11 protein-coding genes and 1 pseudogene are annotated in these 13753 nt (G+C 69.6%); 3 read left to right on the top strand and 9 right to left on the bottom strand.

Features of this window, described 5'->3' with window-relative positions; genetic code table 11:
- The first annotated feature begins 58 nt into the window (after positions 1-58).
- Positions 59-2917: a cation-transporting P-type ATPase gene (locus LGY53_RS24035; protein ID WP_225728962.1), complete on the top strand. Its 2859-nt coding sequence runs from the start codon at positions 59-61 to the stop codon at positions 2915-2917.
- Positions 2918-2968: 51 nt separating this feature from the next.
- Here LGY53_RS24035 and LGY53_RS24030 read toward each other — a convergent pair.
- The 9 genes and pseudogenes from LGY53_RS24030 to LGY53_RS23990 form a co-directional block, all read right to left on the bottom strand.
- A pseudogene (locus LGY53_RS24030) lies at positions 2969-3571 on the bottom strand (ABC transporter permease subunit); the annotation flags it as partial.
- A gap of 6 nt (positions 3572-3577) precedes the next feature.
- Positions 3578-4468: an ABC transporter ATP-binding protein gene (locus LGY53_RS24025; protein ID WP_225728961.1), complete on the bottom strand. Its 891-nt coding sequence runs from the start codon at positions 4466-4468 to the stop codon at positions 3578-3580.
- Positions 4469-4563: 95 nt separating this feature from the next.
- Complete coding sequence (locus LGY53_RS24020) at positions 4564-6828, bottom strand: heavy metal translocating P-type ATPase (protein WP_225729127.1); 2265 nt, start codon at positions 6826-6828, stop codon at positions 4564-4566.
- An 89-nt stretch (positions 6829-6917) separates the two neighbouring features.
- Positions 6918-7169 (bottom strand): acyl carrier protein, encoded by a 252-nt coding sequence (locus tag LGY53_RS24015; protein WP_225728960.1) that lies wholly within the window; start codon positions 7167-7169, stop codon positions 6918-6920.
- Positions 7170-7175: 6 nt separating this feature from the next.
- Complete coding sequence (locus LGY53_RS24010; protein ID WP_225728959.1) at positions 7176-8624, bottom strand: 2-oxo acid dehydrogenase subunit E2; 1449 nt, start codon at positions 8622-8624, stop codon at positions 7176-7178.
- A gap of 1 nt (position 8625) precedes the next feature.
- A complete protein-coding gene (locus tag LGY53_RS24005; RefSeq protein ID WP_225728958.1) occupies positions 8626-9597 on the bottom strand; it encodes an alpha-ketoacid dehydrogenase subunit beta in 972 nt (323 codons plus the stop codon).
- Positions 9594-10661, bottom strand: a complete 1068-nt coding sequence (gene pdhA, locus LGY53_RS24000) for a pyruvate dehydrogenase (acetyl-transferring) E1 component subunit alpha (protein ID WP_225728957.1) — start codon at positions 10659-10661, stop codon at positions 9594-9596. Before pdhA ends, LGY53_RS24005 begins: the two co-directional genes overlap by 4 nt.
- Positions 10658-12439, bottom strand: coding sequence for an acetate--CoA ligase (gene acsA / locus LGY53_RS23995; protein WP_374111230.1), 1782 nt, complete (start codon positions 12437-12439; stop codon positions 10658-10660). Before acsA ends, pdhA begins: the two co-directional genes overlap by 4 nt.
- A gap of 11 nt (positions 12440-12450) precedes the next feature.
- Positions 12451-13032, bottom strand: a complete 582-nt coding sequence (locus LGY53_RS23990; RefSeq protein ID WP_225728955.1) for a hypothetical protein — start codon at positions 13030-13032, stop codon at positions 12451-12453.
- A gap of 246 nt (positions 13033-13278) precedes the next feature.
- On the opposite strand from LGY53_RS23990, the gene LGY53_RS23985 reads away from it, so the two are divergent.
- Together LGY53_RS23985 and LGY53_RS23980 are read left to right on the top strand one after the other, a co-directional pair.
- Positions 13279-13551 carry an SHOCT domain-containing protein gene (locus LGY53_RS23985; RefSeq protein ID WP_225729126.1) on the top strand — a complete coding sequence of 91 codons (273 nt, stop codon included), beginning with the start codon at positions 13279-13281 and terminating at the stop codon, positions 13549-13551.
- Complete coding sequence (locus LGY53_RS23980) at positions 13548-13730, top strand: hypothetical protein (protein ID WP_225728954.1); 183 nt, start codon at positions 13548-13550, stop codon at positions 13728-13730. The genes LGY53_RS23985 and LGY53_RS23980 overlap by 4 nt, the downstream gene beginning before the upstream one ends.
- Positions 13731-13753: the final 23 nt, after the last annotated feature.

The following is a 13753-nucleotide window of genomic DNA, read 5'->3' as shown; positions in this document are numbered from 1 at the left end:
CCGGAACCGCCCCGGTCGCCGACGCATGCCCACCGGCGTGACCGTCTCGGAGGTAACGATGCCCGACTCGGCAGAAGTGGAATACGACACCGCCGTCTTCACCCCGACGGAGCGGCTGGACCTGCTGCTTCGCGATCTGCGGACCACGCGATCCGGGCTGTCCGGCCGGGAGGCGCAGCGCAGGCTGGTCCATCACGGCCCGAACCGGCTGCGGCGCCGCGGCGGCCGGCGCTGGCCGAAGGAACTGGCCAGACAGTTCACCCACCCACTCGCGCTGCTGTTGTGGGCCGCGGCGGGGCTGGCCTGGTCGATCGGCATCGTGCCGGTCGCCATCGCGATCGTGGTCATCATCGTGGTCAATGCCGCGTTCGCCTTCATCCAGGAGCGGCACGCCGAACATGCCGTCGAGGTGCTCGCGGCCTTTATCCCGCAGCGCGCCAACGTGATCCGCGACGGTGTCGAGCACACCATCGATGCCGTGGAGCTGGTGCCCGGCGATATTCTGGCGCTTGCAGAGGGCGACCGCATCTCGGCCGACGCACGCCTGCTCGACGGCGGTATCGAGGTCGATATGTCCACCTTGACCGGAGAATCGGTCCCGGTGTTCCGCGCCGCCGAATTGGTCGATGCCCGGGTGCCGCTGCTGGAGGCCCGCGATCTCGTCTTCAGCGGCACCACCTGCACCGCGGGAAATGCGCGCGCCGTGGTTTTCGCCACCGGTATGCGCACCGAACTGGGCCGCATCGCCTCGCTGTCGGAGCGGGTGACGCAGGAACAGAGCCCGCTCGAGGCGCAGGTGCGCCGGGTGGCCTGGCTGATCGCATTGGTTTCGGTGCTGCTCGGGGCGGCGTTCATTCCGCTGGCCGCGTTCGGGGCCGGGTTGTCGTTCGTGAACTCGATCCTCTTCGCGGTCGCGCTGCTGGTGGGGAATGTGCCGGAGGGTCTGCTGCCGGTGATCACGCTGGCGCTGGCCATGGGCGTGCGCAAACTCGCCGAACAGGGTGCGGTGATGAAGCGGCTGAGCGCCGTCGAGACGCTGGGTTCCACCGATGTCATCTGCACCGACAAGACCGGAACGCTCACCGAGAACCATATGCGCGTCGTCGCGGTGCGCACCGCGGGACGTGAGCTGGACCTCACCGGAACCGACTGGGGCGCAGGAGATTCCGGGCTGGATCGGCTGACCTCCGCCGTCTTCGCCTGCAATAACGCCCGCATCGATGAGCAGGGCGGCATGGTCGGCGACGCGACCGAGACGGCCATGCTCGCCGCCGCCGTCGCGCTCGGTGGCCCACTGGATTTCGAAGAGCGGCAACGCGATCGGTGCGCACAGTTCCCGTTCGACGCGGTGCGCAAGCGGATGTCGACGCTCGACCGGCGGCCAGACGGGCGCTGGGTGCATGTCAAGGGCGCACCGGAGGCGGTGCTGCCGATCTGCACGACCGAGCTGGATGCGGACGGCCGCGTCCGGCCGCTCACCGCGGCCCGGCGCGCGGAACTCGCCGCACAGGTCGACGCGGACGCGCGCGCCGGGCTGCGGGTGCTTGCGGTCGCCGATCGCAGGCTCGAATCCGCCGATCCCGCGCCCACCGACGGCGCGGCGGCCGAGCACGATCTCACCCTGCTCGGGTTGATGGCGATGGTGGATCCGCCGCGCGCCGAGGTGCCGGCGGCGGTGGCCCGCTGCCACGAGGCGGGTATTCGCATCATCGTGATCACCGGCGATCACGGGCTGACCGCCGCCGCCGTCGCGGAGCGGGTCGGCATCGTGCGCGGCACGCCGATCATTGTCACCGGTGCCGAGCTGGACCGGATGAGCGAGCGGGAACTCGACGAATTACTCGCTCGCCCAGGTGATTTCATATTCGCGCGGTCCTCGCCGGAGGCCAAGCTGCGGATCGCCGACGCGCTGCGGGCCGCCGGGCACGTCGTCGCGATGACCGGTGACGGCGCCAACGACGCGCCCGCGCTGCGCCGTGCCGATATCGGCATCGCGATGGGCCGCTCGGGCACCGATGTGGCCCGCGAGGCCGCGACCATGGTGCTCACCGACGATAATTTCGCCACCATCGCCGCCGCCGTGCAGTCCGGTAGGCGGGTCTACGACAATATCCGCAAATTCATCTTCTACATCTTCGCCCATGCCACCCCGGAGGTCGTTCCGGTCATGGTGTTCGCGCTGTCCGGCGGCACCATCCCGGTGCCGCTGCCGGTGCTGCAACTGCTGGCCTTCGACGTCGGCACCGAGACGCTGCCCGCGCTGGCCCTCGGCCGCGAACCGGCCGAGCCCGGCCTGATGCGCCAGCCGCCGCGCAGGCGCGGCGAGTCGGTGATCCAAGGCCGAATGCTGGTGCGCGCCTGGCTGTTTCTCGGTGTGCTGTGCGCCGCGCTGTCGCTGGCCGGATTCTTCTTCGTGCTGTTGCACGCCGGATGGCACCCGGGCGATCCGACGGGGGAAGGTGCGCGCCTGCATCACGCGTACCGGCAAGCCACCACGATGACGTTCTACGGGATGGTGATGGGCCAGATCGGCACCGCCTTCGCGGCGCGCACCGAACGCGTCTCGCTGCGCTCGATCGGAGTGTTCTCCAACCCGATGCTGTTGTGGGGCATAGCCTTCGAACTCGCGCTCACCTTCGCGATCAGCTATCTACCGCCGCTGCAGGCGATGCTCGGCACCGCGGCGCTCACCCCGGAGATGCTGGCCGTGGCGGCCCCGTTCCCGTTCATCGTCTGGGGCGCGGACGAATTGCGCAGGATGCTGGTGCGGCGGCGGTCACGCCGCCGCGATATCGCGGCGGTCGAACACCGGCAGCGCGATGAGCAGGACGGCGATTCCGGCGAGCGGCAGCCACAGATAGGCCATCGGCAGTCCGGCGCCGAGCGGGCCGGCGTCGACCGCCTGGTGGAAGGGTGACCACGGACCCCACGGACGCACGGCCGCAACGAGTTTCGACGCTACGTACAGCACGTAGGCCGCGACCGCGAGCACCGATGTCGCGCCGATGGCCACCGCTCGCCGGCCGGTCGCCGCGCCGACGGCGGTCGCCAGCAGACCGAATTCGATGCCGAGCAATGTCATCGAAAGGGCGCCGGTCGCGGCGGCGCCGATGCCGACACCGAGATCGAAGAGCGCCGAACAGATCACGATCGAGCCGAACAGGACCGCGCCGAGCCCGGCCACCGAGGTGAGCACAACGGCCGCCTGCTCCAGCGCCAGCCGGTTCGGCGAAATACCGTTGACCAGAAGGACTTCCAGCGTGCCGCGCTCCTCCTCACCCGCGATGGCGCGCGCGCCGCGGCCGATGGCGAACACCAGGAACAGTATCGGCAGCATCATGCTGAACAGTTCGGCGTTCAGGAATCCGGTGCCGGTCATGAACTGATCCATATTGAACAGCTTGCGCAGCGGCTCGGGGTAGCTCCGCAGGAACTCCTGAACCCCCGACATCCGCGAAATGGACGGCCACAGAGCGCATTCCAGTAATACCAGGGCGACGATGCCGATGCTCCAGCCGAGGAATCCGCGGCGCTGATCGCGCAGGCATTTGGTGTAGACGTTGCGCAGCATGGCGATTCAGTTCCGTCCGTAGTAGGTGAGGAAGATTTCCTCGAGATCCGGTTCCCGGCTGACGATGTCGTCGACGCCGTACGGCGCGACCGTCCGCAACAGTTCGGCGGTGGGCCCGGCGATCTCGACATGTACGGCGCGGCCGGTCCCGCGCACCGTTCGCACCCCGGGTATCCGCCTGAGCGTATCGAGATCCGGTGGCGCACCGTCGAATACGAGATCCAACCGACGCAGCGGTTGCGCGGTGAGCTCGGCCACCGAACGCACCTCCACCAGCCGGCCCTGCCGGAGGATGCCGACGGAGTCGGCCACCTCCTGCACCTCCGAGAGCACATGCGAGGACAGGAAGACCGAACGTCCGTCCGCCTTGACCTCGCGGATCATCGCGTGGAATTCGCGCTGTACCAGCGGATCCAGGCCCGCGGTCGGCTCGTCGAGCACGAGCAGCTCCGGCTCGCTCATGAACGCCTGGACTATGCCGACCTTCTGCCGATTGCCGTGCGACATGGCGCCGATTCGCGCCTTGGGATCCAGCTCGAGTCGTTCGCAGAACCGGGTCCGCGTCTTCGGCGACACCCCGCCCCGCACATTCCCGAGATAGGTCAGATACTGCTCGGCGGTGAGATCCGGGTAGGCGACGAATTCGCCTGGCAGATAGCCGATCCGGTGTTGCGCGGCGGCCCGCTCCCGCACCGTATCGATGCCCGCGATCGCCGCCGTTCCCCGGGTCGGCCGGATCAGCCCCGCCAGCAGCCGGATGGTCGTCGTCTTTCCCGCACCGTTCGGGCCGAGGTATCCGAACACCACCCCGGGCGGTACCTCGAGGGTGAGATCGATCAGCGCGGGCTTGCCGCGATAGGACTTGGTCAAGTCCTCGGTCCGTATGATCGCCGCCATCGCCGTGCCTTCCTACCGAGTCGTCGTCTCCAGCTTCTCCGCCACGGGCGTCCGACAACGGAGTCCGGTGATCCCGATCCGGTGGCCGAATGTCATCAATCGGCCGATGAGCCCGGCTGACGTGCCAAGGTGAACAGCGCCTCGTCCTCTTGGGCGAAGTGGAGGGTGAGGATGGCGTCGAGTCCGTAGAGGGTGGCGCGCAGGTCGTCGATCTGGTCGGCGGCGATGCCGTGCCCGGTGGCGAGGTGGCGGTGCAGGCGGTTGACGAGCCGCTCGATCTCGGTGTGTTCGCGACTCATGGTGACCAGGGCCTCGGGATCGCGCAGATAGGAGGTCAGCGCCGGATACAGCTGGGTTTCCTCGGCATGCTCGTGCGGCAGGAGATGTTCGTCGAGCAGCTGCGCGGCGCGGCGCACCGCCGCGTCGGCGGCCGGGCCCGTGCCCCCGTCGAGCGCGTCCGCGGCGGCGCGTACCGAGGCGCGGGCCGTGGTCAGTCGGTCGTGTTCGCGGGCGAAGCGGGCGACGAGCGGATCGATCGTGCCGGTGGCCGGCCCGCGTCGAATACGTAAGGCGCGCAACGCGTTCAGGATGACCGCTATATCGATGGCCTCCTGCGTCAGCGCACCCGCCGCCGGCATCAGGAGTCCGGTGGCGGCGGCGACCATGGCCAGCAGCGACAGCGTCATACCGGCGATCGCGCTCTGCACCGCGAGCCGGTGGGCGCGCTGCGCGATCTCGACCGCGTCGGCGAGCCGGTCGATCCGGTCGTCCACGATCACCGCATCGGCGGCCTGCACCGCGGCGGTGGACCCACGTGAGCCCAGCGCGATGCCGATATCGGCGGCGGCCAGCGCGGGCGCGTCGTTCACCCCGTCGCCGACCATGGCGGTGGTGCCGTCTTGTCGCTCGGCCCGGATCGCGGCGATCTTATCGGCCGGATCCGCGTCCGCGATCACCTCACCGATTCCCAGCAGGTGCGCGACCTCGGTGGCGTTGTCCACGCGATCGCCGGTGAGCAGCAAGAGTTTCCGGAATCCGGCGGCGCGCAGGCGGCGCATGGTGCGCGCCGCGTCGGGCAGGATGCGGTCGCGCACCAGCAGCGCGGCGACCGGAATTCCGTTGCGGGACACCCAGATCACCGCGGCCAGGTCGAGTGCGGCGCGGCGGCGGGCGGCATCGGCCCACGGCGCCGAATCGGCCGCCGCGGGCCAGCGGCCCACCGCGATTCGCGCGCCGTCGACCAGTCCGCTCGCGCCGCGCCCGGGTTGCTCCGAAACATCTTGTGCGGCAGGTATATCCATATCGCGCGCGGCCCTGGTCACGGCTTGGGCCAGTACATGCGGCGAATACTGTTCGACGGCGGCGGCCCAGCGCAGCGCATCCGTCGCGGTGAGCCCCGGCGCGGTGATCGTATCGAGCAGTTCGGGCCTGCCGACCGTGATGGTTCCTGTCTTGTCCATCGCCAGACACCTTGTGCGCCCGAGCGTTTCGAGTGCCGCGCCGTCCTTGACCACCACCCCGGCCCTGGCCGTGCGCGACATGCCCGCGGTGATCGCGACCGGCACGGCCAGCAGCAGCGGGCACGGCGTCGCGGTGACGATCACCGCGACGGCCCGCACCGGATCACCGGTCACCAGCCAGGCGACGGCCGCGATCCCGACGGCCAGCGGCAGGAACCACACCGCGACCCGGTCGGCCAGCCTGGCCACCGGCGCCGCCGCGGCGGCCGCCTGACCGGCCAGCGTGACGATTCCGGCATAGGTGCTCGACTCGGCCGTCGCGGTGGCCCGGATATCAACGGCCGCACCGGAATTCACCACACCGCTGCGCACATCAGCGCCGTCGCGGCGGACCACCGGCACCGATTCGCCGGTCAATACCGATTCGTCGAAGACACCCTCGGTCTCCAGCGCGCCGTCCGCCGGCACCGTCTCACCGGGCAGCACGACGACGATATCGCCGGGGACGATCTGGGCCACCGGCACCGATTCGAGTTCGGTTCCGCGCCGCCGATGCGCCTGTGCCGGTGCGCGTTCCAGCAGCGCCGACAGGTCGCGCCCGGCCCGTAGACCCGCATACGCCTCCAATACCCGTCCGGTGACGACCATCAGCGCGATCAGCGCACCCGCGAAGTACTCGCCGACCGCGATCGCACCGACCAGCGCGAGCAGCGCGAGCAGATCCGCGCCGTAGCGCCGCTTACGCAGATCGAGGTAAACCCAGTACGCGGCCGGGACCAGCGCCACCGCGTCCGCGCCGAGCCAGCACAGATCCGCGGGCGTCGTGCCGAAAATCCGGGCGATGCCGCCCGCCGCGGTCAGCACACCCACCGATGCGGCGAGCAGGATGGCACCGCGCATGCGCCGCAGGGCGCTCGGGGCCGCCCGCTGCTGGAAAGGCAAGTCGCCGAGTCGTTTCACGGATGGTGCGGCGGTCATGCTGATCCTCCTCAGTGCGCGGTGAGGAAGTCGACGCAGGAGGAGACGGTCGTCAGCCTCGGGTAGTCGTCCTCCTCGATTCGGAAATCCTTTCGCGCGGAAAGTCGTTCGACGAAGGTCAGGAAATCGATCGAATCGAGTTCCAACGCTTCGCGCAGCGGTTCGTCGGGGGCGAGCGCCGCGATCTCGGCGTCGGTGGCGAAACCCTGCAGCGCCGCACGCACGGCGGTGTCGGCCTGATCGCGGGACATGGTGACGGTCATGGTGATTCACAACTCCTCGGGATGTTGCAGCAGATCCGCTACGACGTTCAACAGGCGGGATCCGACGGCGCCGTCGCTGGCCCGGTGATCGGCCGAAAGGGTGACTGTCACCTGCGGCCGGACCCCGAGCATGCCGTCCACCGCGCACGGGCGTTCGCTGATGGCGCCGAAGCCGACGATGGCGACCTGCGGCGCCGCGATCACCCCGTACACCGTTTCCGCGCCGAGATCACCGAGATTGGTGACCGTGATGGTGGCCGGGGCGGCATCGGCGGAACGCAGGCGACCGTCGCGGCAGCGCGCGACCGCGCCGCGCATGGCGGCCATGGTCTCGGTGACCGAGAGCCGATCCGCGCCTGCGATGGTCGGCACGATGATGCCGCCACCGCGCAGCGACACCACCATCCCGAGATCGACGGTGGCGGCGGGATGGAACGCGTCGTCGCGCCAGTGGCCGTTGAGCTCGGGCACCTTGCGCGCGGCCAGCGCGACCGCCCGCAACAGCAGGGCAGGTGCGAGCACCCGCTCGGAAACCGGTGCCTGCCTGTTGCTTTCGCGCAGCCGGGTCAGCGCGGCCGACATATCGACGGTGCGCGACAGATAGTAGTGCGGCACGGTCTGTTTCGACCGGGTCATGGCGGCGGCGATGAGCTTGCGCATGGCGGCGGCATCGCGCTCGGCGGTGTGTGGCCGGGACGCGGCGGCCGATCCGTCCCCGGTGGGCGCGGCGGTGTCGGCTCCGGACTTCGATTTGGACTGTGCCGCACGGATATCGGCCGCCCGCACCGCGCCGTCGGGGCCGCTTCCGGTGATACCGCCGAGCTCGATGCCGAGTTCGGCAGCGAGGCGGCGGGCGTAGCCGGTCGCGCGCACATGGGCGCCGACGCGCTTCCGGTCGTGCCGTGATCCCGCGGAAGACGCTGCGGCGGTGTGCCTCTCGGGTTCTGTGGTGGTAGAGCCCAGTAGCGATACACCCTGCTCGGCGACCGCGCGATCGATATCGGCGCGCACGATGCGCCCGCCCGGCGCGGAGCCGTGCACGGCCGCCAGGTCCAACCCGGCCGCCTCGGCGAGCTTCCGGATCAGCGGTGTCGCACGGATTTCCAAGGGTTCGTCGTCGAGATGCTGGGTGGGCGCGGTAACCGGCTCGGGTGCCGCAGGGATCGCGGCATCGTGTTCACGGGAGTCCGGCACGGCGGCAACGGAGTTCGCCGATTCCGCAGCGGCCCGGATGGTCGCGAGCACCGTGCCGACCGGCACCGTCGCGCCCGCGTCCACCAGGATGTCGCCGATCACCCCGTCGTCGAAGCATTCGATCTCGATGGCCGCCTTGGCGGTGTCGACCTCGGCGACGATATCGCCCTTGTGCACGGTATCGCCGGGGTGGACCCGCCATTCGAGTAGCGTGCCCTCGGTCATGTCGGCGCCCAGCGATGGCATCCGGAAGTCGGCCACGTCAGTTCACCACCGCGTGGACCGCCGCGACGACGGCGGCGGGTCGGGGTAGCGCGGCCTCCTCCAGCTGCCGCGCGTAGGGGATCGGCACCTCGGCCGTGCACACTCGCCGGATCGGCGCGTCGAGCTCGTAGTAGCCGGATTCGGCCGCGCGCGCGGCGATTTCGGCCGCGACACCGACGCTACGCCAACCCTCGTCAACGATCACCAGGCGGTGGGTCCGCGAAATCGACTCCAGCAGTGTGGGTTCGTCGATGGGCCGCAGCGTGCGAAGGTCGATGACCTCGGCATCGATTCCGGCCGTTGCGAGTTCGGCCGCGGCGGCCTCCGCGACCCGCAGCGCGCCGCCGTACGCGACGACGGTGACATCGGATCCCGGCCGCCGGATCGCGGCGTGCACCAGGTCGGTGGTCGCCGGATCGTCGGGCAGCTCGCCCTCCAGGTTGTAGAGGGCGATGGGTTCGAATATGAGCACCGGATCCGGATCTCGCAGTGCGGCCCACAGCATGGTCCGGGCGTCGGTGAGCGTCGCGGGGGAGACCACCCGCAATCCGGGGATGTGCGCGTAGAACGCCTCCAGGCTGTGCGAATGCTGTGCCGCCAGTTGGCGTCCCGCGCCGGTGGCCATCCGGATCACCAGCGGCACCCCGAACTGGCCGCCGGACATGTGCCGCAGCGTCGCCGCGTTGTTGAGGATCTGATCGAGCGCCAGCAGGCTGAAGTTCACCGTCATGATTTCGACGATCGGGCGCATACCGCCCAGCGCCGCACCGATTCCCGCGCCGACGAAGGCGGATTCGCTCAGCGGTGTGTCGCGGATTCGTTCGGGACCGAATTCGTCGAGCAGGCCACGGCTCACCCCGAAGCAGCCGCCGTACGCGCCGACGTCCTCGCCCATGAGGAAGACGCGATCGTCACGGGTTATGGCCTCGCGCAAAGCGTCCCGGATCGCATCCCGGTAGGTGGTGGTCATGATCGCTCCGCGTAGAGGTGCCTGGTGAGTTCGGTGACGGGTTCCAGCGGCGCCGATTCGGCGGCGGCGATAGCGGCGTCGATCTCCGCGTCGGCGGCGGAAGTCAGTGCGGCGCAGGCTTTTACGTCCAGCGCGCCGGACTCCACCAGGGCCGCCTGCACGAGTGGAATCGGATCGCGCTTCTTCCACTCCTCGATCTCCGGTTTGCCGCGGTAGCGGTCGGCGTCGTACAGCGAATGGGCGCGGAACCGATAGGTGCGCAGCTCGAGGAAGCACGGACCGCCGCCCGCCCGAATGGATTCCACCGCCCGCCGGGCGGCCGCCGCGACGGCGACCGGATCCATGCCGTCGGCCGGCCAGGACACCAGACCGTAGGTCGAGGCGCGCAGCGCCAGATCGGTCACGGCGTGCTCGCGGGCCAGCGCGGTACCCATCGCGTAGCGGTTGTTCTCACAGGCGAACAGCACCGGAAGCCGCCACAGCGCGGCAAGATTCAGACATTCGTGGAATTCGCCCTCGGCGACCGCGCCGTCGCCGAACAGGCAGACCGTTACGCGCGGCAGGCCCCGCATCGCGTCGGCGAGTCCGAGCCCGACCGCGAGCGGCAGCCCGCCGCCGACGATGGCGTTGCCGCCGTAGAACCGGCGACCGGCGTCGAACAGGTGCATGGACCCGCCCCGGCCATGGCTGCAACCCGTTGTGCGGCCGTACATTTCGGACATCAGCGCGGTCATGGGGATACCGCGGGCGATGGCGTGCCCGTGTTCGCGGTAGGTCGAGACCACCGCGTCCTCCGGTCCGATCTCGCGCAGGATCCCGGCGGCCACCGCCTCCTCACCGATGTACAGGTGCAGGAAGCCGCGGATCTTCTCGGCGCTGTACAGCTGCACGCACCGCTCCTCGAAGCGGCGGATGCGAATCATCTGCCGCAGCATGTCGATTCGCTCGTCATCGCTGAATTGCGGTGTGGTGATGTGCGGTTCGTCCTCGCCGTCGGCGGATGGGACGACCGCCACGGACGGGAGCCGTCGCTTGTGCGCGCTCCGGCGGTCGGTGCCGGTCATGAGGCCCCCTCCAGTGTCGAGATATCGCCCTCGGGCAGACCGAGCTCGCGGGCCTTCAGCAAGCGCCGCATCACTTTTCCGCTGCGGGTGTGCGGCAGCGCGTCGGTGAACACGATCTCCTTGGGCGCCACCGCGCCGAGCGCCTTGCGGCCGAACGCGGTGAGCTCGGCGCGCAGCTGCTCCGACTCGGCGAATCCGGGCCGCAGCAGTACGAACGCCTTGACCAGCTCGCCCGCCACCGGATCCGGTGTGCCGATGACACCGGCCTCGGCCACCGCCGGATGCTCCATCAGCGCGCTCTCCACCTCGAACGGCCCGACGAGATGCCCCGCGGTCTTGATGACGTCGTCGGCGCGTCCGACGAACCAGAAGTAACCATCCGAATCACGCCGCGCCAGATCCCCGCTCAGATACCAGCCGTCGGCGAAACATTTCGCGTAACGCTCGGATTCGTTCCAGTAGCCGCGGAACATGGACGGCCAGCCCGGCCGTAGCGCCAGTTCACCGGGCTCGTCGTCGGCCGCCGGGGTCACCGAACCGTTGTCGAGTGCCGCCCGGCCGTCCGCGCCGCGGCGCAGCACGGTCGCGTCGACGCCGGGCAGCGGGCGGCCCATCGAACCCGGACGGACCTGTGCCGCGGCGAGATTCGCGATCATGATGGCGCCGGTCTCGGTCTGCCACCAGTTGTCGTGCACCGGGCGCCCGAGCACCCGATCGCCCCACACCACCACTTCGGGATTGAGCGGTTCGCCGACGCTGGCGATGAACCGCAGTGCCGAAAGGTCGGTGCCCGAAGGTAATTCGTCGCCGTAGCGCATCAGCATGCGCAGCGCGGTCGGCGCGGTGTACCACACGGTGACCCGCTGCGCGGTCAGGATCCGATACCAGCGGCGCGCGTCGAATTCCGCCTCGTCGCTGATCATGGTGGCGCCCAGGCACAACGGTGCGATGACACCGTAGGACATGCCGGTGACCCAGCCCGGATCCGCGGTACACCAGAAGGTGTCGCCGGCGCGCAGATCGAGCGCGTAGCGCGCGGTGACCCGGTGCGCCGCGACGGCGCCGTGAACATGGATGGCGCCCTTGGGTTTTCCGGTGGTTCCGCTGGTGAAGTGCAGCAGCGCCGGGTCGTCGGGCGCGGTCGCGGTGATCGGGAAGGACGGATCGGCCGCGTTCATGGCCGCGCCGAGATCCAGGCAGCCCGGCAGTTCGGTATCGGTGAGCAGCACATGCCGCAGTTCCGGCACGGCGGCGCGGATCGGCGCGACCTTGCGCCGGTACAGCGCCGACGAGGTGACCAGTACGGTGGCCGCGCCGATGCTCAGCCGCTGGCGCACCGGTTCCGGCCCGAACGCGGAGAACAGCGGGCAGACAACGCATCCCGCCTTCCAGGCGCCCAGTGCGGCGATGTACAGCTGCGGTGTCCGGCCGAGCAGGGTGTAGACGCGGTCGCCGCGGTGTACCCCGAGCGAACGCAGTACCGCGGCGAAACGATCGCTGGCCGCGGCGAGTTCGGCGTAATCGTAGGTGGTTTCGCCGCCGTCGGCGCGCAGGCAGCGCAGCGCGATCGAGTGGGCGAGTGGGCCGCCCACATGCCGATCGACCGCCTCATAGGCGATGTTCACCCCGCCGCCCGGTAACCCCGCTAATTCGGATCGCGCGTCTGCCCAGTCGAATTCGCGCCGCGCGCGGTCGTAGTCGGTGAGATTCGCCTCGGCCCGCTGGATCTCGGATTTCTCGATCGACGGCCACCGGTGTTCGGTTGCGCCGCCGCGCATCGCGGTTGTCATTACTGCCTGTCCTCCTTCAGCGGGCGATTCACCTGACGCCATTCGCGATCCCATCGGGCGTGGCGGCGGCGGTCGGCGACCCAGTGGCTGCCGAGGTCGGCGCCGACGGCGATGATCAGCGCGGACATGAGAATCGCTGCGGCGGCGCCTATTCCGGCGACCGCGGCGTCGCTGGGCCGGCGCGGGTCGGCGACCGGTTTGCCGTCGGGGCCGAGCCATACCGTGACCCGGTCGCCGCGGGCCGCGGTGGCCACCGTCGGCACCGGCGCGGTGATCGTGCCGCCCGCGCCGGTCCAGTCGGCGGATGCGGTGTAACCGTGGGTGGCCTTGTCGAATTCGGGATCGGCCAGCAGGGTCGCGGCGACAGCGGTCTTGCCCTGGTTCTCGGTATTGATCCGGGCCGCGGTGGCGGTATATGTCGTGGTGCCGACCGCACCCGCGATCGGAACGGCGAGCAGACAGCCGATCAGCAGCACGCACCGCACGAGCGATTCGAGCCGATCGGTCATCCGCATCAGCGGATTCGGACTCCAGGGCAGGATCCGCCAAGTGCGCAGCGCGAGCGACGGATACGCGGACATGTGAGCTACCTCTTTCCGGCGGTGTCGATCCCTTCTCGGCTATGAGCATCCCGCCGGTGGCGGCCCGCTCAGCAGGGAAGAAAGTCCCCGGCTCGCCGAGTCGTCGGACCCCGATTCCGCACGGCCCCGCCACCTGCGGGCCTTGTACCCGCGCAATGGTGGCGATCGGCCCTGCCGCCGGGCCCGCGGCCGCCTCGACAGTGAAGGAACGCGGCGGTGCCGCGAACCGATCGAAAGGAGACGACGATGTGCGGCTGGTACGACGACGGTGTCAGCGGCTGGGGATACGCCGGCATGGGTATCGGAATGGTGCTGTTCTGGGCATTGCTGATAGTGGCGTTCGTGGTCGCGATTCGCTACCTGCTCAGGTCGATCGCGAATCATCCACATCCGGCCGCGCCGCCGACCGCGGAACATCTGCTCGCGGAACGCTTCGCCCGTGGGGAGATCGATGAGCAGGAATACACCGCCAGGTTGGCGACACTGCACGCCAACGGTGGAACGAAGGCCGAACGATGAGCGCCCGCGGTGAACATCGGGATCTGCCCGGTCAATTGATCGTATTGCTCGGTGTGACGCTGGTGGCCGTGACCATCATCGTCGGCGCGGTGGGCCTGCTGCCGTCCTGGGCGCTGATCGTGGTGATCGCCTGCGCATTCGGCCTGATGGTCGTCAAGGGTGTGCTCGATAATCGTTGAAATGCCGCGCGACACAACGGAAC

It is taken from the genome of Nocardia sp. JCM 34519.1 (assembly GCF_020361265.1).
Lineage (GTDB): Bacteria > Actinomycetota > Actinomycetes > Mycobacteriales > Mycobacteriaceae > Nocardia > Nocardia arthritidis_A.
This window is presented reverse-complemented; position numbering and strand designations above follow the sequence as displayed.

Bases quoted from the DNA above. Each gene is read 5' to 3' on its own strand.
- LGY53_RS24020 (WP_225729127.1), bottom strand. From the start codon at position 6,828: ATGCGCGGTGCCATCCTGCTCGCCGCATCGGTGGGTGTGCTGACCGCG.
- acsA (WP_374111230.1), bottom strand. From the start codon at position 12,439: ATGCGCGGCGGCGCAACCGAACACCGGTGGCCGTCGATCGAGAAATCC.
- LGY53_RS24035 (WP_225728962.1), top strand. From the start codon at position 59: ATGCCCGACTCGGCAGAAGTGGAATACGACACCGCCGTCTTCACCCCG.
- LGY53_RS23980 (WP_225728954.1), top strand. From the start codon at position 13,548: ATGAGCGCCCGCGGTGAACATCGGGATCTGCCCGGTCAATTGATCGTA.
- LGY53_RS24025 (WP_225728961.1), bottom strand. From the start codon at position 4,468: ATGGCGGCGATCATACGGACCGAGGACTTGACCAAGTCCTATCGCGGC.
- LGY53_RS24005 (WP_225728958.1), bottom strand. From the start codon at position 9,597: ATGACCACCACCTACCGGGATGCGATCCGGGACGCTTTGCGCGAGGCC.
- pdhA (WP_225728957.1), bottom strand. From the start codon at position 10,661: ATGACCGGCACCGACCGCCGGAGCGCGCACAAGCGACGGCTCCCGTCC.
- LGY53_RS24015 (WP_225728960.1), bottom strand. From the start codon at position 7,169: ATGACCGTCACCATGTCCCGCGATCAGGCCGACACCGCCGTGCGTGCG.
- LGY53_RS23990 (WP_225728955.1), bottom strand. From the start codon at position 13,032: ATGTCCGCGTATCCGTCGCTCGCGCTGCGCACTTGGCGGATCCTGCCC.
- LGY53_RS23985 (WP_225729126.1), top strand. From the start codon at position 13,279: ATGTGCGGCTGGTACGACGACGGTGTCAGCGGCTGGGGATACGCCGGC.